The sequence below is a fragment of the Flavobacterium sp. Root420 genome, assembly GCF_001427905.1.
Taxonomy (GTDB): domain Bacteria; phylum Bacteroidota; class Bacteroidia; order Flavobacteriales; family Flavobacteriaceae; genus Flavobacterium.
In genome coordinates this window covers 14,641-40,474 of the sequence record NZ_LMEF01000033.1, presented here as the reverse complement: position 1 = coordinate 40,474, position 25,834 = coordinate 14,641, and the positions used below count along the sequence as shown (strand labels likewise).

The following is a 25,834-nucleotide window of genomic DNA, read 5'->3' as shown; positions in this document are numbered from 1 at the left end:
ATGGAACCAAATTATTCAAATACAGAGCGTTACTATCAGGCTCAAAAAAAGGTAGAGGAAATTAAAAAGTTTTATCAGCATTTAACGGTATATGTTCTCTGTAATCCAATTGTAATTGCAGTGAATTTGATGACTTCACCAGGTTATTTATATTTTTGGTGGTGCTTGTTGGGTTGGGGAATTCCGATTGTTTTGCATGGATTGAAGGCTTTTGATTGTTTTCCATTTTTTAATAAGGAATGGGAAGAGCAAAAAATAAAAGAGATCATTGACAGAGAAGAAAAAAGTAAAAAGCAAATTTGGAAATAATTATGGAAAGAGATTTTGATAATGGCCAGAAAGAGTTAGAGTTACAATTGCAGGAAATGGCAACCAAAAAAGTAGTAAAACTCAAAGCATTTTATACTCATATGTTCATTTATATTGTGGGTGTGATCATCTATATTTTGAAAGAGTACTTTGGAGTTCCGTTAAATTTTTTCCCCTTTCGATATCTTAACGGATTTGTAATGTGCATCTGGACAACTGCATTTTTAGTTTCTGCAGTAGATTTATTCGCTTCTTTTAAACTTTTTGGGCAGGAGTGGGAAGAACGTAAGCTGAAAAGCATATTAGAGAAAAAAACAAAAACACAAAAATGGGAGTAATTATGGAAATTAATTTTAATGAAGAAGATAAATATTATCTGGCTAAAAAGAAAGTCGAGAATATAAAAGGGTTTTATGGTAATTTAACATCTTATATTGGTGTTAATATAGTTTTGATTTTTATCAATTTATATACAACACCACATCATTTATGGTTTTATTGGCCATTAATATGGTGGGGAGTTGGAGTTGTTTTTCATGGTTTGAAGGTTTTTGAAATATTTCCGGTTTTAGGAAAAGGCTGGGAAGAAAGAAAGATCAAAGAGATCATGGATAAAGAAAAAGAGAACCAAAGTAAATGGCAATAACTTTTAAATCGAAATAAAATGGGACGTTATAGAAGACGCATGTACGAAGATTACGGGCAGGAATTTAATAATGACGAACACTTTGAAATGGCATACAAAAAAGTAAAAAGAATAAAAGGTTTTTACTCGCATTTGAAGGTTTATATTATGGTGAATATCATTATCATTGTTTCAAGTTTGAACAGAATTTATATTGGAGATCACTTGGAAATAAGGGGATTTCAAAATTGGGAAATATATTCAACAGCATTTTATTGGGGAATAGCTGTAGTGATTCACGCCTTTACAGTGTTTGGACCGGACATTTTTTTCAACGGAGATTGGGAGCAAAGAAAAATTCAAAAATATATGGATAAGGAAGCTTCAAATACCAATAAATGGGAGTAATTTTAAATTATTTTTTTTTCAATTTTTTCAGTTTAATACATGACCACATTAATTATAGAAGACGAGAAACCGGCAGCAAGATTATTGCAGCGAAAGCTTGAAAAGTTAGAGATTGCCGTAGAAACCATGTTGCACTCTGTAGAAGAATCTGTAGATTGGTTTACTAACAATGAACATCCCGATTTGATATTTTTGGATATTCAATTGTCTGACGGTTTATCGTTTGAGATTTTTGAAAAAATAGATATTAAAAGCGCTATTATTTTTACAACAGCTTATGATGAATATGCTTTAAAAGCTTTCAAATTAAACAGCATAGATTATCTTTTAAAACCAATTGACGAAGATGATTTAGAAATTGCTGTAACAAAATTTAAGTCACGTTTGCCGAAATCAAATTCAGAAAATCAAAATCTGCAGCTTGATTTCGAACAAATTCGCCGAATGCTTTCAAATCCTTTTGAAAAGAATTATAAAAAGCGATTTACCGTTAAAATTGGTCAACATTTAAAAGTCATTACTACTGATGAAATTGAATGTTTTTTCAGTGAAAACAAAGGAACTTATATCCATACTTTCGATAACAGAAATTATTTAATCGATTCGACTTTAGAAATTCTGGAGCAGGAATTGGACATGAAAGATTTCTTCCGCGTAAGCAGGAAATTCATAGTGCCTCTTCAGGCGATAAAAGAAATTCAGGTTTATACCAATTCCCGTTTAAAAGTAATTTTACCTTCGTACAAAGAAGATGAGGTAGTTGTAAGTCGTGAAAAAGTACAGGATTTTAAGAGTTGGCTGGACTAGACTTTTTAGCCTCCAAAATCATATAAAACTGAATTCCGAATAAGATAGAAGCCAATACCAAATGTATTGCCTGACTTCCTATTGGGAAATCAAGATATGCCATCGCCATTCCGGTTAGAATTTCAATTCCAATTATAGTAAGTACCCAGTTTATTTTTGAATACCCTAAGCCAAATTTGGTGTTTTTAATGTATAAGTAAACATTTACCAGTAAGACCAAAATAGAAAAGGAACGGTGAACATAAAAAGTAATCGACGGGTTTTGTAACCAAAGGACGCTTGCAGTCAAACCATTTTTAACTTGTTCATCTACAAACTGACGCACTTGTGTTCCAATGGCTACCTGAATTAAAGTCAGTAAAAGAGAAAATAAAAGTACGTTTCTAAAAGTTGAATTGTATTTTACCGTGGCTAATTTTGGTCTGGCCAATTGAATAATATATAAAATTACGGCAACGATTACCAAAGCCATAACCATGTGAACGGTTATTTTTATTGGATTTAATACAGAGTAAACTACTTTTGCACCAAGCCAGGCCTGAAAACCCATCATAAAAACAACTAACCACGAAAGTAAAGTGATTTTTTTATTTTGTTTCCAAAATCTGAAAGAGGTAATTGCCATGAAAAAACACGCCATTCCCGCTAAAGCGCCACAAAGTCTGTTGATGTATTCGATCCAGGTGTGGAGGGGATTAAAAATCGCATAATCATGTTTGGTATATTTTTCCCAATGTGAAGCATCAAAAGAAGTTTCAGTTGTAAAATTATCTTTTGCTACCAGAAGGCTTTCATCTTTAATAATTACCTGTCCTTTTTCAAAAATACGGTTTGATTCCCAGGTCAATTCCTTTAAGTCTGTTGGCGGAATATAATATCCAAAACATTTTGGCCAATCCGGACAACCCATTCCAGATCCTGTCATACGAACCAAAGCTCCTGCGACAATTACTAAATAAACTAAAACTAATGCTGTTTTTGCGATTATAGGGAAATGTTTTTTCATTCTTTTTTTTAAAGTTGCAAAGTTTCAAAGTTGCAGAGGTTCAAAGGATTGGAACACTTGATTTGAAACATTAATATTTTAAATTTTAATAAACCTTTGTTGCTTTGTGCCTTTGTTAATATGCACCTTTTTTTTTAAAACCAATTTTAACTATCTTCTTGCTCTTTGAACCACTTTTCTACTTCAATTTGAGCTTCTTCATCAGAAATACATTCTCCATTTTCGTATTCTCTTAATGCCTGATTTATCTTTTTTTGTTCTTCTGGCGAAAAGACACGTATTTTTTCATTTGTTAAAAATTGTACCTTATCAGTCGCAAGATCAATATCAATAGTTTTTAATATTCTGTTATTAAAGAGGACTTAATTCGGATGTTGTCATGATTTACATTTTCAACAAAATTAAGTAAATTTTCTTACAATTTTAAAGTAAAGTTTTAAACCTTTGCTGCTCTGTGCCTTTGTTACTATGCACCTTTTTTTAAACCCATTTTTTCCGCTCTCTTCTGCATAAACTCAAAAGCAGCATCATATTCATTTGGAATTTCACCTTCTAAAATCGCTTCCTTAATGGCTTCTTTCAAAACTCCAATTTCTCGTGAAGGCTTTAAATTGTAGTATTCCATTATTTCTTCACCAGAAATTGGCGGTTGAAAATTACGCACATGATCGCGTTCTTCAACTTCAACAATTTTCTTGCGGACGATTTCAAAGTTTTTATGGTATTTCTTGAATTTCGAAGGGTTTTTAGTGGTAATATCTGCTTCGCATAAAGTCATTAGATTTTCTACATCTTCACCAGCATCAAAAACCAAACGACGAACAGCGCTATCGGTTACAATATCCTGTGCCAAAACAATTGGACGCGAACTCATAATCACCATTTTTTGTACAAATTTCATTTTATGATTCAATGGCATATGAAGGCGTTCAAATATTTTTTTAGCCATTTTCCCACCTAAAAATTCATGACCGTGAAAAGTCCAGCCCTGTTTTTTATTGAAACGTTTTGTTGGCGCTTTCCCGATATCGTGTAATAAAGCAGACCAGCGTAACCAAACATCATCTGTATTAGGGCAAATATTATCGACAACTTCCAGCGTGTGATAAAAGTTGTTTTTATGCGTATGACCTTCAATTTCTTCTACCTGATTTAGAGCAGTTAATTCAGGAAGAATAATGTCTAAAAGTCCGGTTTGATATAAAAGCAAAAATCCAATTGAAGGTTTATCTGTTGAAAGAATTTTATTCAATTCATCTACAATTCTTTCTCCCGAAATAATTTTAATTCTCTCTGCATTTTTAGTGATTGCGTCTAGAGAATTTTTCTCAATTTCAAAACCTAACTGATTCGCAAAACGAATGGCACGAAGCATTCGCAAAGGATCATCAGAATAAGTAATGCTTGGATCTAAAGGCGTTTTTATGATTTTATTCTCCAAATCGGCCAATCCATCAAAAGGATCAGAAAGATTTCCAAATGTTTTTTCGTTTAATGATAACGCCAAAGCATTAATGGTGAAATCACGACGATTTTGATCATCTTCAAGTGTTCCGTTTTCTACAATCGGGTTTCGGCTGTCGAAATTATAAGATTCTTTTCTGGCACCGACAAATTCGATATCAGTATCTTCAAAACGAAGCATTGCAGTTCCGTATGTTTTAAAAACCTGTACTTTAGGTTTTTTTGGAAGCAATTCAGAAACTTTCAAAGCCAATTCGATTCCGCTTCCAACGGCAACAACATCGATATCCTTTTTAGAACCCCGCTTTAAAAGCAAGTCACGCACAAAACCTCCAATTACGTAACTGTCCACGTTTAGTTCCTGAGATGCCTGCGAAATAATTCCGAAGATTTTATGTTGTAAAGCTGTTTTATAATTTGTTTGTATAGCCACGAATTCACGAATTTTTAAATAATGAGTTTCTTTCTTGAAGACGAATGAAACGTGTGCAAATTTACAACATAGAAAATGCCTTTTATAATCTATGACTCACTTTTTTGTAGAAATTAATACTTTCGAGTATCAATTTTTGTCAAAATAGCATTTAATAAGATTTAAAGCTCCAGCGGAGCAGAATATTTATAGTTAAATTTATTTTGATTCTGATTAAAGCTCCATCGGAGTGATATAAAATTATTATTTCACCCCGCTAGGGTTTTGGAAAGCGGGACGTTTATCTGTTTTATAAACATTTTGTCCCGCTGGGACTTTATTATATTTTGCTTTTATGCGGTTATCAAACAAATCAATTCTGATACCTCATTTTTAAAATTTCAATTTGTATTTTTGAGTCATAGAAAAATGTACAAATGAAAATTGTTATATCGCCAGCGAAGTCACTGAATTTCGAAAAAGAATTGCCAACTACAAAATATACTGAACCTTCTTTTTTGAAAGAAGCGCGTCAGGTTCACAAAATTTTAAAAACTAAAAAGCCAAAAGATTTATCTGAATTAATGTCGATTTCAGAAAAATTATCTGATTTAAACTGGGAGCGTAATCAAAAATGGAAAACACCCTTTTCTCCGGAAAATGCCCGTCCGGCAGTTTATACTTTTGATGGTGATGTTTACACTGGTTTAGATGCTTATACAATTCCGCTGGAAAAGTTAGAAGTTTTGCAAGATAAACTTAGAATTTTGTCGGGACTTTATGGTGTGTTAAAACCATTGGATTTAATGCAGGCCTATCGCTTAGAAATGGGAACAAAAATGCCTGTTGGAGAATATAAAAATCTACATGAGTTTTGGAAACCAACTGTTACAAAAGCGTTAAATAAAGAATTGAAAAAAGGGGAGTTGTTTGTGAATTTAGCCAGTAACGAATATTTTTCGGCTGTTGATGTAAAAGCATTAAAAGTTCCGGTAGTCACTCCGGGCTTTAAAGATTATAAAGACGGAAAATTAAAAATAATCAGTTTCTTCGCAAAAAAGGCGAGAGGAATGATGGTTCGTTATATCATCGATACCAATGCCGAAACTATTGACGACTTAAAAGGTTTCAATTACGAAGGCTATCAGTTTGATGCGAATCTGTCTAAGGGAAATCATTTGGTTTTTACAAGATAGGTTTTTTTAAAGGTACTAAGATTCTAAGTTGCTAAGGCACTAAGATTTTTGCTAGAGAATCGAAGACTCCATTCATATTGTAGCAAGGCCCAAAGGCTTCGTTATCAATCCTGTAATCTATGCGAAAAAGATTAATTATAAAAATGAAAAAGCCGGGTTAAATGAATTACCCGGCTTTTTCGTATTATAAATTATAAATCAATTATTATTAATGCATTGCATCAGCAGGATTAATCTTGTTTTTGCTTCTTTTTATAAAGAAGATAATTGGAATACAACATAAGAACATGATGCCTAAATACATGAAAATATCAATGTATGACATTACGGTACTTTGTTTTAGCACAGCATAATCTATCGCTTGATACGATTTTTTAAGGGCAACATCGGCACTATATCCTTTCGCCATAAAAGCTCTTTGCATTCCTTGAATACGTTGTTGAACATCATATTTTGCAGGATCTAAGTTCGTTAATAAATTAACTCTGTGTTCCTGGCTTAAACGGGTAATAAAAGTGGTAATAATCGCAATACCAAATGATCCTCCTAATTGTCTCATCATTCCGGTAAAAGCTGCCCCTTCACCAATGTGTTTTCCTTTTAATGTTGAAAGAGAAAGGGTTGTAATAGGTACAAAAAGCAATCCCAAACCAATTCCTCTTAAAATCAATGGCCAGTACATATGTTCTACACCGGTGTCAGGCGTCATACGAGTTTGCATCATAAAAGTAAAGAAGAAGAAAACTAAAAATCCGATTCCGACCATATATCCTTGTGGAACTCCTTTCTGGATCATGTTACCCACAAACGGCATCATAATAGCCGTTGTTATAGAACCTGGAATCAATAATAATCCGGCATCAGTTGCTGTCCATCCTAAAATAGATTGCGTGTAAATTGGGATAATTAAAGTTGATCCGTACAATCCGAAACCAAGAATAAAACACATTACGGTTCCGATTCTTAAATTTCCATCTTTTAAAACACTTAAGTTTACGATTGGATGTTTATAGGTTAGCTCTCTCCAGATGAAAAGTACCAATCCAAGAACAGTTACAACACTTAAGGTTACAATTGTCGAATCGTTAAACCAGTCATCTTGTTGACCATGCTCTAAAACGAATTGTAATGATCCAATAAAAGCGGATAACAATATAATTCCCCACCAGTCAACCTGATTGGCTTTTAATTTTTCTCCGTACTTTGGACTTCTAACAAAAGTCAATGCCAAAATAGTAGCGATAATTCCTAAAGGAATATTGATATAAAATATATAAGGCCAAGAGTAATTATCAACTAAATAACCTCCCAAGGGCGGTCCTAGAGTTGGTCCTACAATTACACCCATTCCGTAAATAGCCTGCGCCATACCGCGCTTTGCTACCGGATAACTTTCGGTAATAATGGTTTGGGCTGTTACAAGTAGGGCGCCTCCACCCATACCCTGAACAAACCTAAAAGCCACCAATTCCCAAATATTGCTTGCATTACCACATAAAAAGGAGCAGACCGTAAATATTATGATAGAAGCCACAAAATAATTACGTCTTCCAAATTGCTGCGATAGCCAGCTCGTCATCGGAATTACAATTACATTCGCAATTGCGTATGCTGTAATTACCCAGGCCACATCTGTCAGGGTAGCGCCAAGGCTACCTCGCATGTCTGTTAGCGCTACGTTTACAATGGTCGTATCAACGATTTCCAACAAGGCACAAAGTACTGCTGTAATCGTGATTATGACACGTCTGTAACCGTATTCTACTAAATCGTCGTCTGCTTGTACTGCTGTTGCCATTTATTTATTTTAAATGTACGTCTACATCAACATTCATTCCTGGTCTCAATAATTTTACTTTCTCAGGGTCATTCGATGGGTCTAAACTAATTTTTACCGGTAATCTCTGAATTGTTTTTACGAAGTTACCTGTTGCGTTATCCGGTGGTAATAATGAAAAACGAGATCCTGTAGCAGGAGAGAAAGAAGTTACAATTCCTTTAAACTCATAGTTAGGATAAGCATCTACTTTTAAGCTTACTTTTTGTCCCACAATCATTTTGTTTAATTGTGTTTCTTTAAAGTTAGCAACAACCCAGGCTTCGTTATTATTAATGATATAAAATAAAGATTGTCCTGGCTGAACCAATTGCCCTGGCTGAATATCAACTTTAGAAACCTGACCATCAATTGCAGCTGTTACTACTGTATAACTAAGATTTAAGTGAGCAACATCCAACATTGTTTTTGCCTTCTTGATGTTTGCTGCAGCAACTTCTGTTTGTTTGTCAGAAGCTTTTGATTTAGATTCAATTACCGTTTTTTGGTAAGAACTTGCTCTTTGTTGTTGCTCTAAAACGCGTACTTGATTTTCAGCTTCTTCTTTTGCAGTCTGAGCCTGCTCAAATTGTTGTTTTGTAATGGTATGTGTTTTATACAAATTATTGTAACGGTTAAAATCGTTTGTAAGTTGTCTCAATCTGATTTTTGCACTTTCGATAGAACCACTTGCAGATCTCATATTGGCATCAGAAACGGAGATACTTGCATAGGCACTTCCAATATCCGCTTTGGCAGCTTCGTATTGTCCTTCAGCTCCTAATAATGCAGCATTTGCTTCGTCAATCTTCAATTGATAATCTCTTTTATCGATAGTAAATAAAGTATCTCCTTTTTTTACAAAGTCGTTATCTTTTACATACACCTTACTAATATATCCAGATACTCTCGGAATAATTGGATTCATTTTTTTCTCAATCTGAGCATCATCCGTTTCTTCGTGAGCCTGTCCGTGTAAGTATTTAGATATTCCGTAAGTTCCCCCCAATAAAACCAAAACGGTTAGTATAATGATGAATTTAGTATTTGTTTTTTTCTTTTCCATGAGAGCGATCGATTATATTTTAGAAAGATTGAATGATTGTGATAATTGTCCTGATACTGATAATAATTCGTAATATTTTTGAATTATAGTCGCTTTTGATAATGCAGTGTTGATTTTAGCGCTTAAGTGCTCAACATCAGCTTCAACCAAATCATTAGTATCTGATAAGCCGTTGTCGAATTTATCTTTTACAAGTCTGTAATTTTCAGAGGCTTGCTGAAGTGCTTCATCGTAAACTACACTTTGATTGATCGCTAAGTCATAATCTTCAATAGATTTCTGAACTTCAATTTTAATACGATCTGTCATGATAGCTTCTGTATTTTTTACCTCTAAAGCTCTGCTTTCAGCTTCTCTTACGTGAGCATTATTTTTGTAAATTCCGGATAAATCATAAGTTAAACCTAACCCAAAGTTCATCGCATATTTTACAGTTATTATGTCTTTAAGATCTAAAGCAGTGTAACCTCCTAATAAAGCAAGAGACGGATAATAACCTGCTTTTGCAATTTTAATGTTGGCTTCACTCGCTTTTTGCTGGAAACGAATCGCCTCTAAATCTTTTCTGTTTTCAAGTGCCAACACATCAGATGTTGGAGCATTGGTTGTTTTTAAATTAAAAAAGTCAGCTTCATTAACACTCAGTTTAACGCTTGGATCTAATTTTAGCAAAGTCGTCAGATAATAATTAATATTGTTGATGTTGTTATTTGCTTCATCAATAGATAATTGCGTTTTTGAAACTAACAATTGCGCTTTTAATAAATCATTTCTTGGAATGATTCCGTTTTTCTCTAACTCCGTAAAATCAGTAACACGCTGTTTAGCTTGCTTTTGATTCTCATTTAGAAGATCCAACGTTTTTTGTGCTTTGTATAAAGCAGTGTAATAGGTGATTACACGTAAAGCAACATCCTCTTTTGTTTTAGCGGCATACGCATTTTCGGCTTCATATAAATTATCTGATGCTTTTATGCTGTTTTGGATTTTAAATCCTGCAAATATAGGCAGGCTAAGACTTGCCTGACCAAACATTGCACGATCCGGAGATGGCATTGGTTCAGCACTTGCTTCGTCGCCGTTATTGTGCATATCAATCGAGGCTTTTGTCAATCTTTGGTATTGACCGGAAATTTTTAAATCAGGATACTGATTGTTTTTAACGTCTTGTAATTCGTATTTTTTCGTGTTTACCTTAGTGTTGGCAAGCGTAACTTCGTTACTTTTTTCCCAAGCCAGTTTTACGGCTTCGTCTAAGGTTAAACTTGTTTTTTCTTGTGCTTCTATTGATGAGATTCCAATGAAGAAAATACCAAAGAGCAATAATGGATTAATTTTCATAAACAAGTAGTGCTTTTATAGTTTGTTGAATGTGCTTTGTAAGACTGGTTTTAATGTAATTATTATACATTTCTTCGGTTTTTAAATTCAGTAATTCCACAAAAAAAGATTTATTCATGTGAAAGTGAAAAAAGGTTCCGATTATGGTCGGTGTAAGAAGCGGAATTATAACATCTTTTCTGAATACGCCTTTTGATTGGCCTTGCGCTATAATGCTTTCTACAGATTTTAAATTTCCTTTTTTTAATTCGGTAAAGGCAATCATGCTTTTTTCTCTCTTTTCTGAATTGAGTTCAAAATGTAAAACCCTGAAAATACCTTTATTACAACTTATTCTGTTAATGTAAATTTCGATTAATTTATTGACTTTTTCAATCGGTTCCAGATTTTCCTGTAATAAATTTTCGAGTTGTAATTTTAAATCAGAAGTTTTGTAAAGAATTAAAGCTTCCAGTAGCCTTTCTTTTGAGCCAAAATAATACGAGACCATTGCAATATTAATTTTTGCATGTTTTGAGATATCCCTTATCGATGTACCCTCAAATCCTTTCTCAGAAAATAGCTTTTCAGCAACCTCCAGAATCTGAATTTTTTTATCGTTTAATTCGATGTTCGACATAGTAGTGTTTCTAATCGGGTACAAAATTAAACAAGTGTTTAAATTAAACGATCGTTTAATTTTTGTTTAACAAAAAATTAACATAAAACGGTGTAGTTGTTTTTTGTTAATTTTTGATAATAAATCATTCCGCTTTTTTTGTATTCAAATAGAAGTTAATATCAATTTTAAATTTTTCTTCTCCTATTGATTTAGCTATGTTTGTTGATTTCCAGTTAATTGTGGGGTAAATCCAAATATCTTTGGTAAAATTGGTTTTAATTGGCATCGAAAAATTATCATTACAATTGGTATAACGGTAAAGCAGTTCATTGCGACTATTTATTTTATATTCTAAAACGGGAATAAGATTTGTTCTTAAATATTGATCAAACAAATATTTGAAATCAATTTTTGAATTTAAACTGATATAATTCTCAATTTGATTTGTAGTCACAACTTTATGATAGAAATTGCGATTTAAACCCTGTAAGATTTCTGTGAATTTTGAATCGTCATTGATAATGCTTTTAATCATATGCAGGATAGCCCATCCTTTTATATAATTATCCTGGCTTCCATCTTCATTTATTCCATATCGTGCAATGATAGGTTTATCATTTTCTATCGTCCTGAACCTGCCAGCCATGAATTCGTTCCCTGCTTGTTTTCCTGATATGTCCGCAATTACAAGCTCTTCCGCTAAACCAGCAAATCCTTCCTGAATCCATCTGTCTGCAATATCGGCGGCTGTAATATTGTTTCCAAACCATTCGTGAGCCATTTCATGCACGACAATTTTATCTGTTTTTTTACCCCAACCAGTGTTTGAGATATCACCGCCTTTTTTATTTGTTCCTTTTTTATAACCGCCACCATAAGCAAGGCCACTTTGATGTTCCATGCCAATATAAGGTGCATCTGCCATTTTAAAACCATCTTTGTAAAAAGGGTAAGGACCAAACCAATGTTCTAATGATTTCATGGTATTATTGGCTTCCGGAATCATGTGTTTTTCAGCCTTTGACCTATTATAATCAAGAACCCAGTAATCCATGGACAGTTTTCCTTTTTTACCCTTATAAACTTGACTTATGTTAATGTAATTTCCAATATAAAATGAAATTCCATAATGATTTATCGGATTTTTAACTTCCCAATTATAAGTTTGGGTATTATCAGGATTTTTTACATTATTTTTTAATCGCCCGTTTGAGATTGCCATTAAGGAGTCCGGAACTGTAATCGCGATCGAAGCTCCATTATCAGGTTCATCATACATGGTGTTTTTACAAGGATACCATAAACTGGCCCCTTTGTACTGGCAGGCTACTGAAATCCAAGGTCTGTTTAATGAATCTTTTGCCCATACTAAACCACCATCCCAGGGAGGTTTTATAGATTCAGTTGGTTTACCGGAATAATAAATCGTGATTTTATTTTTTTTTGAAGTTTGATTTTGAGGTAATTTTAGATACCAGATATTCTGATTTTGTGTAAAGTCAACTTTTTTATCTTTTTGAAATACACTGTCAATTTTAAGAGGACTTACTAAATCAATCTGCATTAAGTCTGAATGCTTTTTGTTAGTAACGTTGTATTCAATTATATTTTTACCTGTTATTGTTTTATTAGTATAATCAGGTATAATACTTAAGGCATAATGCTGAATATCCCACCAAATTCGTTCTGGAGTGATCGAACCATTCAAGGTGTCTTGTTTGGTTGGGATATTCAGCGTTACATTTTTCTGAGCCTGCGCCGAGTTAAATATCAAATTTAGAATCAGAAAAAAATATGTTTTTTTAATAAATATTGATTTTTTTGGCATCACACAGATTTTATATTGATTTTAAAACCTGAGTAAATTACATTTAATTATCTAATCGCTCCAACAAAATCTGAAATTTTTCCAGAACCACTTTCACTCAAATGTTTAATAAAAGCACTTCCAATAATCGCGCCTTTTGCAAATTTCGTAGCCTGATTAAAAGTTTCCTTATTTGAAATTCCGAAACCAACGATTTGTGGATTCTTCAAATTCATGTTTCCAATTCTTTCGAAATAACTTTCCTGAATATTCCCGAAACCAGATTGAGAACCTGTAACACTCGCCGAACTTACCATATAAATGAATCCGTTTGAAACGCTGTCGATAAAATGGATACGTTCGTCTGAAGTTTGTGGTGTAATCAAAAACACATTTATTAATCCGTATTTTTCGAAAATAGCTTTGTATTCGTCTGCATACACATCAACTGGTAAATCCGGAATAATTAAACCGTCGATACCAATCTCAGCACATTTTTTACAGAACGCCTCAACTCCGTATTGCAACATTGGATTAAAATACCCCATAATAATCAACGGAATTTTTACGCTTTCGCGGATGTTCTTCAGCTGGTCAAAAAGAATTTGCGTCGTCATTCCGTTATGAAGCGCCGTTGTTGAACTCGCCTGAATTGTTGGTCCATCTGCCAAAGGATCACTGAAAGGCAAACCAATTTCGATTAAATCAACGCCATTTTTTTCTAAATCCTGAATAATCTGAACCGTATCATTTAAGTTAGGATATCCTGCTGAAAAATAAATAGAAAGTATCTTTTTATCTTCTTGTAATTTTTGAGTTATTCTGTTCATTTCTTTTATGTTTTTATCCTGCAAGGTTTCCAAAACCTTGTAGGTATTTATTAAGTTATTTTTTTGCCACTCCCGATAGAGCTATCTGGATAAAAGATTTTCACTGATTATTGCTGGAAATTTATTTCATGCAGATTTAAAATAGATTTAAGCTGATTTGCGCAGATCTTTTTAAATCTGCTCTAATCTGCCAAATCTGCGTGAAAAAAAATCTTTCTAATCTTTGAAATCTGTGCCATTATTTTTTAAAATTTCACAATCCGACTCGTCCAATTATCGTTTTTATTCTCCACCAATAAAAGTCCTGAATCTGAATCGTTCATTTGACCAACCAATTCTCCCTTGTTATTCCAAAAAACACTTTGTCCGGCTGAAGGATATCCCCAGGATTCACCACTGAAGTTAGACATTAAAACATTCATTTTATGTTTCTCAGCATAGCTTTGCAAATGGCTATACGCATTCGGAATGCCGTTTGGTGTAAAGAAAATACTGGCGATATATATATCAGTCGCTCTTTTGCAGGCATTTTCCGGGTGCAGCGGATTGTCAATATCGGCACAAATTGCAAACGAAACATTTTTGTTTTCAATTGTAATCATCGGATTATAATCAAATGAAGATTGAAAAAACTCATCTTCGCCTTCATGCAAAAATTGCTTCGTATAAATGGAAACAGAATTGTCCGGAGAAATAACAAATTCTCCAATAAACAATTCAGATTCTATTTGAATTGGCGCACCGGCAATAATGATAATATTATTTTCAGAAGCCAATTGTTTCAAATAATCCAACCGTGAATCGTCTTTTTTGAAAGCTAATTTTTGAGCATTTTCTCTTTCATAACCTGTAATAGACATTTCAGGAAATGCGATTAATTGTGCTCTGTTTTGCACAGCCAATCCGATAAGATGATAATGATCTGCTAAATTAGCTTCAATATCTCCTCGTGTTGGTTTTGTTTGCGCTGCTGCTAGAATCATTATTTAATTTTATTAATTTTCCATATAAATCCAGGCAACTGTTCCAGAATTCAGGGTAACCTCAACTCTTTTATAGGCATTAGATTCAAATAAATCTACTTTACCTAAATCTGCAGCAGAAACATTAAAAACTACACCATGTATAATGTCTGATGGATCCGGACTTGGTATTACCACGACATAATCTGCCATTCCAAATTCTTCTTCAATTTGAAGACTTTTTAGTTTATGTCCTAAAAGTTGGTCTGGAGTTCCGGTTAAGATTCTATTAAAAACCTGCCTTTGAATTTCTTTCGACCGTAATGTTCCGTAAGAGAATAACTTTTCCATAATTATGATTTTCTCGTTTTATTTTACAACTTAAAATAATCAATATAATTGTCTAAATCTTTATCGCCACGTCCCGAAAGGCTTATAACCACAATATCAGTTGGTTTAAATTTCTTTTGATCTAAAACCGCAAATGCGTGCGCACTTTCAATAGCTGGAATAATTCCTTCTAATTTTGTTAATTGTAAACCTGCGTTCATCGCATCGTCATCCGTAACAGAGAAAAATTCGCCACGTCCGGTTTGTGCCAAATGCGCGTGCATTGGACCAACGCCCGGATAATCTAAACCTGCAGAAATCGAATACGGTTCTGTAATTTGTCCGTCTGGCGTTTGCATCAAAAGGGTTTTGCAACCGTGAATTACACCCACTTTTCCTAATTTACTTGTCGCCGCGCTGTGACCACTGTCGACACCTTTCCCGGCAGCTTCAACGGCAATAATTCCAACTTCTGGCTCGTGCAAAAAGTGGTAATACGTTCCGGCTGCGTTACTTCCACCACCGATACAAGCGACTACATAATCAGGATTTTCACGACCTTCTTTTTCTTTTAACTGCCATTTTATTTCTTCTGAAATAACACTTTGAAAACGTGTCACCATATCCGGATAAGGATGTGGTCCAATTGCAGATCCAATAATATAATGAGTGTCAACCGGATTATTAATCCAGTCGCGGATTGCTTCGTTTGTTGCATCTTTCAATGTTCTTGAACCCGAAAGTGCCGGACGAACTTCAGCACCTAACATTTTCATACGAGCCACATTTGGTGCCTGACGCGCAATGTCGATTTCGCCCATATAAACGATACATTCCAAGCCCATTAAAGCGCAAACTGTTGCGGTTGCAACACCATGCTGACCAGCGCCGGTTTCAGCAATAATTCTTTTTTTGCCTAAACGTTTTGCTACCAAAATTTGCCCAATTGTATTGTTGACTTTATGTGCTCCGGTATGATTTAAATCTTCTCTTTTTAGATATACTTTTGTATTGTATTTCTCAGATAAACGCTTTGCAAAATAAAGCGGACTAGGGCGCCCAACGTAATCTTTCAGCAATTGATCGAATTCTGCCTTAAAATCGGGTTCGCTTGTTATTTTTAAATAATTCTGACGTAATTCTTCTACATTCGGATACAGCATTTCGGGAATATAAGCTCCTCCAAATTCTCCGTAATATCCTTTTTCGTTAACGTTAAAGTTCATTTCGTTTAAAGTTTAAAAGTTGGCAACATCAAATTTTCGTTTGAAATTGCTAAATAGATTTTTGTTTTTCAGCCCCGCTTCGATTTCAAATTTACTATTTACATCGATAGCATAAATAGGTAAATTGGTTTTTGAAATTTCTTCGATCGCTTTTAATTCATTGATTCCGATGCCGCCACTCAAAAAGAATGGCTTTTCAGACTTGTATTTTTTTAATATGGTCCAGTCAAATGTGGTTCCGTTTCCACCGGGTAATTTTCCTTTTGTATCAAAAAGAAAGTAATCGCAGACACTTTCATAAGGTTTTAAAACTTCAAAATCAAAGTCATTATCGGCAGAAAATGCTTTTATGATTTCGATTTTCTTTGGCAATTGTTTTTTTAATTCCGAACAAAATGCAACAGTTTCATTTCCGTGTAATTGAACGGCTTGCAATTTATATTTAATTACTTTATCCAGAATTTCTTCCGGACTTTGATTGACAAAAACGCCCACTTTTTTGACGGTTTCGATCAGTTCGGGAATTTCTCCGTTAAAGTATCGAGCGGATTTCTCCCAGAAAATAAATCCCATATAATCGGGTAGGAGCGCACCTACTTCGAGTATATTTTCAGGATATTTCATACCGCATATTTTGAGTTTCATTTTTTTGATGCTTTAAGCTTTAAGCAATAAGCTTTAGGCTTTTTTGCTTTGTGCTGATTTTTTTTTAATGCTTTACGCTTTAAGCTATAGGCTTTAGGCTTTAGGCTTTTTGCTTTGCGCAGATTTTTTTAACTTTTGCTAAAAGCTTACAGCCTATAGCTTATGGGTTACAGCTGACTAATAAAGTCAAAAGCTGCTTGCCCCGCGTTATCGGTTTTCATGAAGTTTTCTCCAATTAAGAATCCGGTGTAACCGTATGGCCTTAATTCTGAAATGGCTTCAATTGATGAGATTCCGCTTTCTGAGACTTTTACAAAATCATTCGGAATTTGTCCTGCCAGTTGTTTGCTGAAATCCAGACTAACTTCAAATGTTTTCAGGTTTCTGTTGTTTACGCCAATCATGTCTAAAGTCGGCATAATTGATTTTTCTAATTCTTCCTGATTGTGAACTTCAAGCAAAACCTCTAAACCTAATTTCTTTGCAAATTCTGATAATGATTTTATTTCTTCCCTCGTTAAAACTGCAGCGATCAATAAAATTAAATCGGCTCCAAAAGCTTTGGCTTCCAGAATCTGGTATTCGTCAACTATAAATTCTTTTCGCAAAAGCGGAATATTCACACTCGCTCTTGCCAGTAGTAAATCATCTAAGGAACCTCCAAAATATTTTCCATCAGTTAAAACTGAAATCCCACAAGCTCCGGCATTTTCATACCCTTTTACAACTTCTTCAACCGTAAAAGTATGATTGATTACTGACTTTGAAGGAGAACGACGTTTGTGTTCTGCAATAATTCCTGTTGAACTTGTTCTCAATTTTTGACTTAAAGAAATCGTTTCTCTTCCAAAAAATACAGAACTTTCCAATTGCGAAACCGGAATGATTGATTTTTTAAGAACGACTTCTCGTTGTTTATCGAAGATTATTTTATCTAGTATGTTCATTGTTTATTTGTTTCAGGTTTCAGGTTTCAAGTTTCAGGTTCGTTCCAACAACGTGAAACCTGAAACAAAGAAAACTTAAAACTATTTTTTACCTACTTAATTCCTGTAATGTTTGTAATGCCTTTAGGCCTTTTCCAGAAAATAAACTTTCTTTCGCCAATTCAAATCCTTCCAGCGGGGAACATTTTGTAACCGTTGCAATTGCCATTGCGGCGTTGGCCAGAACCACATTGTTTTGAGCTTCTGTTCCTTTTCCTGAAATAATGTTAATGAACATTTCTGCTGATTCCTCGATTGTTTTTCCACCTTCAATTTCGGATTGAGATAAAAGACGAACACCAAAATCTTCTGGTTTCAACATACCTTCCATGTGCGATGTTATCGTTTTGGTTGGACCAGTTAAAGAAATTTCGTCATAGCCGTCAAGCGAATGCAAAATGGTGAAATTGATATCCGTGTTTTGGTATAAATAAGCATACATTCGGGCTAATTCCAAATTGAATACACCAACTAATTGATTTTGTGGAAACGACGGATTTACCATTGGTCCCAGCATATTAAAGAATGTTTTTACCGCTAATTCTTTTCTGATTGGTCCAACATTTTTCATCGCCGGGTGAAATAGGGGAGCGTGCAAAACGCAGATTCCTGCTTTGTCGATACATTTCTCTAAAAAGGAAGGATCATTACTGAATTTAATTCCCATTTTTTCCATCACGTTGCTCGATCCTGAAATTGACGAAACACCGTAATTTCCGTGTTTCGCCACTTTTATTCCCGCTCCGGCTGAAATGAATGAAGCTAAAGTTGAAATATTGAAAGTATCTTTTCCATCGCCACCCGTTCCGCATAAATCGATGGTGTTATAAGCTGATAAATCAACGCGAATGCATAATTCCAACAAAGCTTCACGAAAACCAGAAAGTTCGTCAATAGTAATACTGCGCATCATAAACACAGTCAAAAATGCCGAAATCTGACTTGGATTGTAATTTCCGCTTGAAATATTAATCAATACGTCTTTTGCTTCTTCTTTAGAAAGCACTTCGTGATTGATTAATTTATTTAATATATTTTTCATTCTTTTTTAAGGTTCTAAGTTGCTGAGGTACTAAGGTTCTAAGTTTTTTAAACTGGCACTTAAAACTGAAACTGCCTACTTGTTTTTAATGTTCATTTCCCTGATAGATCCACATAGGTTCTGTTTTTCCGGCTCTTTCAAATCCGTTTTTTTTATAAAAGTCAACTGATCTTCCATCGGCGGTTAACATTTGCATGTGAAAGTGACCATATTTCTCCTGCATTTTATCCATGATCAATTTTCCAATTCCTTTTCCCTGATAGTCCGGAAGTACCAATAAATGCGGATAATAAACGGTTAAAAATCCATCAGAAATCGCATTGCCAAGTCCGACTAATTTTTTTCCTTCCCATGCTGTAATTAAGGTCTCCGAATTTAAAAGAGCATTATACAATTCATTTGGTTTATTGGCCGAACTCCATTCGTTGGCTTTGTATAAAATCAAGATGTCTTCAATGTTGATTTCTTTTGTATCTGAAATAGTAATCATAAGGTTCTAAGTTGCTAAGATTCTAAGTGACTAAGTTTTTGGATTGTGATTGTAAACTGAGACTTTATACTAACTTTTTATCCAGTTTTCTAAGATCAATTTCCCTTTTGGTGTCAAAACACTTTCTGGGTGAAACTGAACGCCTCTAACATCAAATGTTTTGTGTCTTAATGACATAATTTGACCGTTTTCATCTATTGAAGTGGCTTCTAAAACGTCTGGTAAATTGGCATCAACAACCCATGAATGGTATCTTCCTACTTCGAATTCATTTCCTAAGCCTTCGAATAAAATTTCATCAGAAACTACCGTTTTTACATTTGTGGCCACACCGTGATATACTTTATCAAGGTTTGAAAGTGTTCCGCCAAAAACTTCTCCAATTGCTTGCTGGCCCAAACAAACACCTAAAATGCTTTTCGTTGGCCCGTATTTCTGAATTACTTCTTTTAATAATCCAGCTTCATCCGGAATTCCTGGTCCTGGAGAAAGTAATATTTTATCAAAAGTTGCGATTTCGTCAATATCAAATTCATCGTTTCTGTAAACGGTAACTTCGCAGTTTAAATCTTCTAAATAGTGCACTAAATTATAAGTGAAACTATCGTAATTGTCTATAACTAATATTTTTTTCATTTTTTTGAGGTGCTAAGTTGCTAAGGTTCTGAGTTGCTAAGTTTTTATCTGTGACCGAAAACTGCGACTGAAAACTTTTTTTATTTTTCGCGAACGTATTTTTCTGTAATAATTCGGTTGATTCCTAATTTTTCTACTTTTTCGATTCCTTTTTGAGTTAGTGTATCATTTTTGATTTTTACGACGAACTCAAATTTCCCATTTTCCCATTGACGGTTATTGAAATACTCCAGGTTTTCGGTGTAAACGCTGTCTTTCAAAGTATATTTTCCGCCTCCGCCAAAAAATACTGCTGCTGTGCTGTCTTTCCCGTTATTCAAATCATGATTGAAAAAAGCAAAATGGGTATCATTTATAATTTTAATCATTTTTGTTTTTGGATTGAAAGTAGAGAAAGTCGAATCTTTTTCTGTCGTTTCAGCTGATATCAAACGCCAGGTTCCTTCAATTGACTTTTCTTTTTTTTCTGAATTACAAGCTGTAACGCCAATGATTAAAAATAAAATTGAAATTGCTTTTTTCATCGTTATTTATGGTTTTTTTAGTTTGTTTAATTGTTTCAGGTTTCATGTTCCAACAACTTGAAACCTGAAACAAAGAAAACCTGAAACTAAATTTGTTCCGCCATTTCCAGCGCTGTATTCAAAGCTCTTAATTTATTATAAACTTCCTGCATTTCGCTTTCTTCGTCGGAGCTGGCAACGATTCCGGCTCCGGCCTGACAATGCAGTTGGTGATTTTTACTTAAGAAAGTTCGAATCATAATCGCGTGGTTAAAGTTTCCTTCAAAATCCATAAAACCGATCGCTCCTCCGTAGAAATTACGATTTGTTTTTTCATAATCTTCAATCAATTGCATGGCCCTGTGTTTTGGCGCACCGCTTAAAGTTCCTGCAGGGAAGGTATCGGCAACCACTTGCATTGTTGTGGCTTTGTCGTGTAAATGTCCTGTAACTTTAGAAACCAGGTGAATTACGTGAGAGAAAAACTGAACTTCTCGGTATTTCTCCACGTTTACATCGTGACCGTTTCGGCTTAAATCGTTTCTGGCCAAATCGACCAACATAACGTGCTCGCTGTTTTCTTTTTTATCTTCTGAAAGCTGTTTGGCTAAAACCGCATCATGTTCATCATTTCCGGTTCTTTTGAAAGTTCCTGCGATTGGGTGTATCTCGGCTTTTCTGTCTTTTACGATAATTTGTGCTTCTGGCGAAGACCCAAAAATTTTGAAATCTCCATAATCAAAAAAGAATAAATAAGGAGAAGGATTTATGCTACGTAAAGCTCTGTAAACATTAAACTCGTCGCCTTTGAAACCTTGCGTAAAACGACGGGATAAAACCAATTGAAAAACGTCTCCGCGGAAACAATGTTTTTTAGCCAAAGCCACATTGTGTTTGAATTCTTCATCGGTTAAGTTAGAGAAACCTTGGCCTTCTTTGGTAAATTTATAAGATGCAATATTTCTTGATTGTAATAATTGCTCAATTTCTGAGATATTGTTTTTTCCATCAACACTATGACAAAAAATGTATGCTTCATTTTTAAAGTGATTGATAGCAATGATATTTTGATAAACCGCATAAAAAACATCTGGAATTAAAGTTGCAGTGTCTTTTTTAGCAATCGAAACTTTCTCAAAATAACGAACGGCATCATAAGAAATGTATCCGAATAAACCATTATTGATGAATTTAAAATCGTTTTTCTCCGATTTAAACTGACTTGAAAATTCCTGAATTACTTGCGGAATATTTGTTGAAGCATCAATAGCAATTTGCTCCGTAGTTCCGTCAGGGAAAGTTTTTGAAATGATTTCGTTTTCGATTTTAATCGTCGCGATTGGATTGCAGCAGATGTACGAGAAACTGTTGTCATTTCCGTGATAATCACTACTTTCCAATAATAGACTATTTGGGAATTTATCTCTGATTTTAAAATAAATACTTACCGGCGTGATGGTGTCTGCCAGAATTTGTTTGTAGTGTGTGTTGAGTATAAAAGGTTTCAATGTATATAGTTTTTTAATTTTTAGAATATTTTCAATTTACTTTTGACCAAAAAAAAAAGGCTTGTCGTGATGACAAGCCTTTTATATTTATAGTTTTACAATACCATAGGAAGCTTTGTTCACGACGTTTGACGTAAATTCTTCCACCACCAAGTATTGTTCATTAATGTTTTCATTTTCTTATTTTGATATGGCAAATATATAAATGTAATTTGGAATGGGAGACATAAAATTTCAAAAAAATCTTTTCTTAATTTAGAAATTTGTTAAATTTCAACTGAAAAGATCGTTTTTAAATCCTTAATTTCCAATAGCAAGCGTGTTGTTTACATTCATTCTGAAGTCTGGATTCCCTTTAATATTAGGCATTGAGAACAGTTCGCTGTTTTTAAGTCTGGTATAATCTAAAAAGAATATTGGATTTCCATAAAATTTTTGAATTGATGGATTTCCGCTTCCGGATTCGCTTGTAATTCCGCCATTACAATTGTTAATTACAAGGTTTTTGAATGTTATTTTAGATAAATTAACATCACCATCTCCAATATTCCCTTCTAATAAAACAAAGGGAGTAAAGCCTGAAATGATACTATTTGATAAATTAAAGTACGTGTTCTCCCTAACATAAACAGATTCTCTAACCAGTCCCTGACTGTTTTCTTCGAGATTTACCAAAGTAATATTGGTCGCATCAATTTTAGTCAATTTCTTGCTCATATCGGTATTTCCAATTTTATCATAAGAATCAACTTCAAAACATCTTGATCCTGAAACGTCAGATGAGAAGGGGTGACGAATGGCGATACTGTTACTTATATTGCATTGAACGCCTTGTGTAAAATCGAAATCATCATCTGTAGTTCGGTATGAGATTAAGTTGTTCATAACTAAATCTCCACCATAACTTTCAAAAGAATCATCATTTGAATAACTAACCTGAATATTACTTAAAACAGTTTTTCTTCCAACTCCTGCTAACGAAATTCCGTTAAGTTCTTTTAGTGAACTTAGTTTTCGACCTGCATATTCAACTCTAACATATTTTAGAATTCCTGAATTGTCTTCAGGATCCTGACCTCCGTAATGATTTAACATTGGTTCCAGATCAAAAGGTAGTGTATGTAAACCACCAAGTGTATTTATAGGAGCTTTGCCAAGGATAATAATTCCTCCCCAATCTCCGGGTTTTCTTTCTACTGTTTCTTTGTTTGATGTAAAAACGATAGGATCAGTTTCTAAGCCTTCAGCCATAATTTTAGACCCATTTGTTATAACAAGTGTTCCGCAAGTTTTATCGTCACCGCGAATTACGGTTCCGGGTTCAATAGTTAAAGTAGCATTATTGGTTACATAAACCACACCAACCAATTGGTAAGTATTGCGTTTTGTTAATCGGGTGTCTTTATCAATAGTTCCTGCGATAATGTTGGTAGCTTCGTTATATTCGACACTGGCTGGTTTAAAATTAGTCCAGTTGTTCATCCAGTTGGTGTTGCCAATAATTCCTTTTGGCTGTTGTTGTGCTTGTAGAAAAAAAGTGCTTAAAAGTGTAATAAGTGTAACGTGTAATTGTGCTTTCATAACTATAATTTAAATTTCTAGTTTTTGATTTTTATTTTTTCTCAAAATTAGAGCCCGCATGTTAATCAATACGGGGATAGTTATTATGAAAGTGTTATTTTAAGATTAAGAATGTTATGTTTTTGAAAAGAAATAACAAAAAAGAAAACCCCAAAAGCCTAAGCTTTTGGGGTTTTCTGAATATAAGAATAAGTAAGTCTTAAATATTAGAATTTTAAAGCTACTGTTAATTCGAAATCGTCGCTGATCGTTTTGTCTCCTAAGTTTTCGAAGAAATTCCCAGAGTTATATTTAATACCATATTTAGTTCTGTCAACTTTGAATGCAGTTGTAGCACTGTTTGGATTTACAGTTAAATCAAAAGTTACTGGTTTAGTAATTCCTTTGATAGTTAAATCTGCAGTAACTGCATAAACATTAGCTGTTTTAGTAGTTCCAATTTTTTTGAATACTAATTTAGAAGTTGGGTATTTGTCAGTTCCAAAAAAATCATCAGCTTTTAAGTGTCCGTTTAATTTTCCTTGGTATTCACCAGTTAAATCTGTAGAAGTCAATGAAGTCATATCTACTACAAAACTTCCGCCAGTTAATTTTTTTCCTTTGAAAATAATAGATCCGTCTTTGAAGTTTACAGTTCCTGAATGTTCTCCTGTTACTTTTTTACCTACCCATTTGATAGTACTTGAAGATACGTCGATTTTTTTAGTTTGAGCATTTACTGAAATACTAGCCGCTGCTACGAATAATGCTATTGCAATTGTTTTTAAATTTTTCATGTTGTAAAATTGATTTTGGATTAATAATAATTATATAGTGATAAATAATTCCTCGTGAGATTTTCTAACTTTTTTGTAATGCTGAGCGTCGTCCTCATCATGTCTGTAACCAACAGTTGCAATAACTGAAGCATTTAAACCTAATTTATCGAAACCTAAGATTTCATTAAATTGAGCTGCGTTGAAACCTTCCATTGGAGTTGCATCGATTTTTAGTTCAGAGGCAGCACTTAATAAAGTTCCTAAAGCAATATAGGTTTGTTTTGCTGTCCAGATGTTTTTAGCATCATCAGATAAATTGGCAATTGTGCCTTTCATCATATCGCTGAATCCGCCTAAAGCATCAACAGGAACACCTCTTGTCTCGCTGATATTAGCGATGTAATTATCTACAGAAACCGCGCCAAGATTTAAATCGTTCGCAAAAATAAACAATTGTGAAGCGTCTGTAATTTGAGTTTGACCGTAAGCAGCAGCTTTTAATTTTTCTCTGATTTCAGGATTTTCTACGATGATAACCTTATAAGGTTGTAATCCGTATGAAGAAGCACTTAGTCTAACCGCTTCTTTTAAAGTATTTAAATCTGAAGCAGAGATTTTTTTAGTTGCATCAAATTTTTTGGTTGCGTATCTCCAATTTAGATTTTCTAATAGTGTACTCATAATATTAATTTTGTTGGGTTCGGTATTTTTCTAATAATTGATTTAATAATTCTAATTCTTCCTGACTTATATTTTTGGCAAAAAAACGCTCGTGTTCATCTACCTTGGGATCTAATTCTTTTAAAACATCTAACCCTTTTTGAGTTATCGAAACTTCAATTTTTCTTCGATTGCCCGGGCAAACATTTCTCGTTACATAATCCTTCAATAAAAGTTTGTCAACTAATCGGGTTGTATTACTGGTTTTTGCCAACATACGTTCCTGTATGATACACATATTAGCAGGATTTCCTTTTTGTCCTCTTAATATACGTAACACATTATATTGTTCTCCGGATAAATCATACGGTTTCATCAACTCGCTGAAATGATCCTGAATTACGTTTTGCGTGTACATGATATTCAGAATAACTTTTTTCGCATTATCCATCTTAACTGTACTTTTTATAACCTCTTCAATTGTCATAGTCGTAAGTGTATAATTTGTATATACAAATGTATAGCTTTTTAATAGTTGTATATACAAATGTTGTGTTAAATTTTCGTTAATTCAGTTAACGCTTATTTAATAACTATACTTAGTCTATGTAATTAGTGTAAATATAATAGAAAAATTTTGATTTATAAATGAAAGCTCAGCTCATCTTTATCAAAGTTTAAAACTTTGATAAAGTTATTGTACGCCAAGTTTAAACCCGACCGGTTTTTTAAACCCGGTCGGGTTTACAAAATCTAAAATCTAAAATCTAAAATCTAAAATCTAAAATCTAAAATCTAAAATCTAAAATCTAAAATCAA

General features: G+C 33.8%; 28 protein-coding genes. 6 read left to right on the top strand and 22 right to left on the bottom strand.

What is annotated here, in order from left to right:
- Genes ASC72_RS21930 through ASC72_RS21910 form a run of 5 tightly spaced genes read left to right on the top strand, consistent with a single transcriptional unit; the run spans position 1 to position 2,149 of the window.
- Positions 1–309, top strand: a complete 309-nt coding sequence (locus tag ASC72_RS21930; RefSeq protein ID WP_056196032.1) for a 2TM domain-containing protein — start codon at positions 1–3, stop codon at positions 307–309.
- Between the two features lie 2 nt (positions 310–311).
- Entirely contained in the window at positions 312–647 is a 336-nt protein-coding gene (locus ASC72_RS21925) for a 2TM domain-containing protein (protein WP_056196031.1), read from the top strand.
- Positions 638–955 (top strand): 2TM domain-containing protein, encoded by a 318-nt coding sequence (locus ASC72_RS21920; RefSeq protein ID WP_056196028.1) that lies wholly within the window; start codon positions 638–640, stop codon positions 953–955. The genes ASC72_RS21925 and ASC72_RS21920 overlap by 10 nt, the downstream gene beginning before the upstream one ends.
- Positions 956–973: 18 nt before the next feature.
- Positions 974–1,342, top strand: coding sequence for a 2TM domain-containing protein (locus ASC72_RS21915; RefSeq protein WP_056196025.1), 369 nt, complete (start codon positions 974–976; stop codon positions 1,340–1,342).
- 39 nt (positions 1,343–1,381) lie between these two features.
- Positions 1,382–2,149, top strand: a complete 768-nt coding sequence (locus tag ASC72_RS21910; protein ID WP_056196020.1) for a LytTR family DNA-binding domain-containing protein — start codon at positions 1,382–1,384, stop codon at positions 2,147–2,149.
- Here ASC72_RS21910 and ASC72_RS21905 read toward each other — a convergent pair.
- Both ASC72_RS21905 and ASC72_RS21900 read right to left on the bottom strand, forming a co-directional pair.
- Complete coding sequence (locus ASC72_RS21905; RefSeq protein WP_056196017.1) at positions 2,130–3,155, bottom strand: heme A synthase; 1,026 nt, start codon at positions 3,153–3,155, stop codon at positions 2,130–2,132. The genes ASC72_RS21910 and ASC72_RS21905 overlap by 20 nt on opposite strands.
- Positions 3,156–3,621: 466 nt before the next feature.
- Complete coding sequence (locus ASC72_RS21900) at positions 3,622–5,052, bottom strand: CCA tRNA nucleotidyltransferase (RefSeq protein WP_056196014.1); 1,431 nt, start codon at positions 5,050–5,052, stop codon at positions 3,622–3,624.
- A gap of 416 nt (positions 5,053–5,468) precedes the next feature.
- Here ASC72_RS21900 and yaaA point away from each other — a divergent pair, with 416 nt between their 5' ends.
- Complete coding sequence (gene yaaA, locus ASC72_RS21895) at positions 5,469–6,227, top strand: peroxide stress protein YaaA (RefSeq protein ID WP_056196011.1); 759 nt, start codon at positions 5,469–5,471, stop codon at positions 6,225–6,227.
- 208 nt (positions 6,228–6,435) lie between these two features.
- Here the strand turns inward: yaaA and ASC72_RS21890 are convergent, their stop codons facing one another.
- From ASC72_RS21890 to ASC72_RS21795, 20 genes are all read right to left on the bottom strand, one after another.
- The gene (locus ASC72_RS21890; RefSeq protein ID WP_056196008.1) at positions 6,436–8,025 is read right to left on the bottom strand and encodes an MDR family MFS transporter; all 1,590 of its coding nucleotides are present in this window, start codon (positions 8,023–8,025) and stop codon (positions 6,436–6,438) included.
- A 4-nt stretch (positions 8,026–8,029) separates the two neighbouring features.
- Positions 8,030–9,109, bottom strand: coding sequence for an HlyD family secretion protein (locus tag ASC72_RS21885; RefSeq protein WP_056196005.1), 1,080 nt, complete (start codon positions 9,107–9,109; stop codon positions 8,030–8,032).
- A gap of 12 nt (positions 9,110–9,121) precedes the next feature.
- Positions 9,122–10,450 carry a TolC family protein gene (locus ASC72_RS21880; RefSeq protein ID WP_056196002.1) on the bottom strand — a complete coding sequence of 443 codons (1,329 nt, stop codon included), beginning with the start codon at positions 10,448–10,450 and terminating at the stop codon, positions 9,122–9,124.
- On the bottom strand, positions 10,440–11,069 hold the full coding sequence (locus ASC72_RS21875) for a TetR/AcrR family transcriptional regulator (RefSeq protein WP_056195999.1): 630 nt from the start codon (positions 11,067–11,069) through the stop codon (positions 10,440–10,442). The genes ASC72_RS21880 and ASC72_RS21875 overlap by 11 nt, the downstream gene beginning before the upstream one ends.
- Positions 11,070–11,193: 124 nt before the next feature.
- Entirely contained in the window at positions 11,194–12,825 is a 1,632-nt protein-coding gene (locus tag ASC72_RS21870) for a M1 family metallopeptidase (protein ID WP_241775774.1), read from the bottom strand.
- Positions 12,826–12,926: 101 nt separating this feature from the next.
- Positions 12,927–13,688 carry a tryptophan synthase subunit alpha gene (gene trpA / locus ASC72_RS21865; RefSeq protein ID WP_056196432.1) on the bottom strand — a complete coding sequence of 254 codons (762 nt, stop codon included), beginning with the start codon at positions 13,686–13,688 and terminating at the stop codon, positions 12,927–12,929.
- 245 nt (positions 13,689–13,933) lie between these two features.
- Positions 13,934–14,671 (bottom strand): carbon-nitrogen hydrolase family protein, encoded by a 738-nt coding sequence (locus ASC72_RS21860; protein WP_056195993.1) that lies wholly within the window; start codon positions 14,669–14,671, stop codon positions 13,934–13,936.
- Between the two features lie 12 nt (positions 14,672–14,683).
- Positions 14,684–15,001, bottom strand: coding sequence for a gamma-glutamylcyclotransferase family protein (locus ASC72_RS21855; protein ID WP_056195990.1), 318 nt, complete (start codon positions 14,999–15,001; stop codon positions 14,684–14,686).
- A 23-nt stretch (positions 15,002–15,024) separates the two neighbouring features.
- Positions 15,025–16,206 (bottom strand): tryptophan synthase subunit beta, encoded by a 1,182-nt coding sequence (gene trpB / locus ASC72_RS21850; protein ID WP_056195987.1) that lies wholly within the window; start codon positions 16,204–16,206, stop codon positions 15,025–15,027.
- 12 nt (positions 16,207–16,218) lie between these two features.
- A complete protein-coding gene (locus tag ASC72_RS21845) occupies positions 16,219–16,851 on the bottom strand; it encodes a phosphoribosylanthranilate isomerase (RefSeq protein WP_056195985.1) in 633 nt (210 codons plus the stop codon).
- A 167-nt stretch (positions 16,852–17,018) separates the two neighbouring features.
- Entirely contained in the window at positions 17,019–17,798 is a 780-nt protein-coding gene (trpC, locus tag ASC72_RS21840) for an indole-3-glycerol phosphate synthase TrpC (protein ID WP_056195981.1), read from the bottom strand.
- Positions 17,799–17,886: 88 nt separating this feature from the next.
- Positions 17,887–18,879 carry an anthranilate phosphoribosyltransferase gene (gene trpD, locus ASC72_RS21835; protein WP_056195979.1) on the bottom strand — a complete coding sequence of 331 codons (993 nt, stop codon included), beginning with the start codon at positions 18,877–18,879 and terminating at the stop codon, positions 17,887–17,889.
- A gap of 85 nt (positions 18,880–18,964) precedes the next feature.
- On the bottom strand, positions 18,965–19,369 hold the full coding sequence (locus tag ASC72_RS21830; RefSeq protein ID WP_056195976.1) for a GNAT family N-acetyltransferase: 405 nt from the start codon (positions 19,367–19,369) through the stop codon (positions 18,965–18,967).
- 69 nt (positions 19,370–19,438) lie between these two features.
- Positions 19,439–20,005 (bottom strand): aminodeoxychorismate/anthranilate synthase component II, encoded by a 567-nt coding sequence (locus tag ASC72_RS21825; protein WP_056195974.1) that lies wholly within the window; start codon positions 20,003–20,005, stop codon positions 19,439–19,441.
- 80 nt (positions 20,006–20,085) lie between these two features.
- On the bottom strand, positions 20,086–20,529 hold the full coding sequence (locus ASC72_RS21820; RefSeq protein WP_056195972.1) for a hypothetical protein: 444 nt from the start codon (positions 20,527–20,529) through the stop codon (positions 20,086–20,088).
- Between the two features lie 86 nt (positions 20,530–20,615).
- Positions 20,616–22,016 (bottom strand): anthranilate synthase component I family protein, encoded by a 1,401-nt coding sequence (locus tag ASC72_RS21815; protein WP_056195970.1) that lies wholly within the window; start codon positions 22,014–22,016, stop codon positions 20,616–20,618.
- A 300-nt stretch (positions 22,017–22,316) separates the two neighbouring features.
- Positions 22,317–23,597: a hypothetical protein gene (locus tag ASC72_RS21810; RefSeq protein ID WP_056195967.1), complete on the bottom strand. Its 1,281-nt coding sequence runs from the start codon at positions 23,595–23,597 to the stop codon at positions 22,317–22,319.
- Between the two features lie 206 nt (positions 23,598–23,803).
- Entirely contained in the window at positions 23,804–24,373 is a 570-nt protein-coding gene (locus tag ASC72_RS21805) for a YceI family protein (protein ID WP_056195962.1), read from the bottom strand.
- Between the two features lie 30 nt (positions 24,374–24,403).
- Positions 24,404–25,036 (bottom strand): NAD(P)H-dependent oxidoreductase, encoded by a 633-nt coding sequence (locus ASC72_RS21800; protein ID WP_056195959.1) that lies wholly within the window; start codon positions 25,034–25,036, stop codon positions 24,404–24,406.
- Between the two features lie 4 nt (positions 25,037–25,040).
- A complete protein-coding gene (locus tag ASC72_RS21795; RefSeq protein WP_056195956.1) occupies positions 25,041–25,502 on the bottom strand; it encodes a MarR family winged helix-turn-helix transcriptional regulator in 462 nt (153 codons plus the stop codon).
- Positions 25,503–25,834 lie beyond the last annotated feature (332 nt).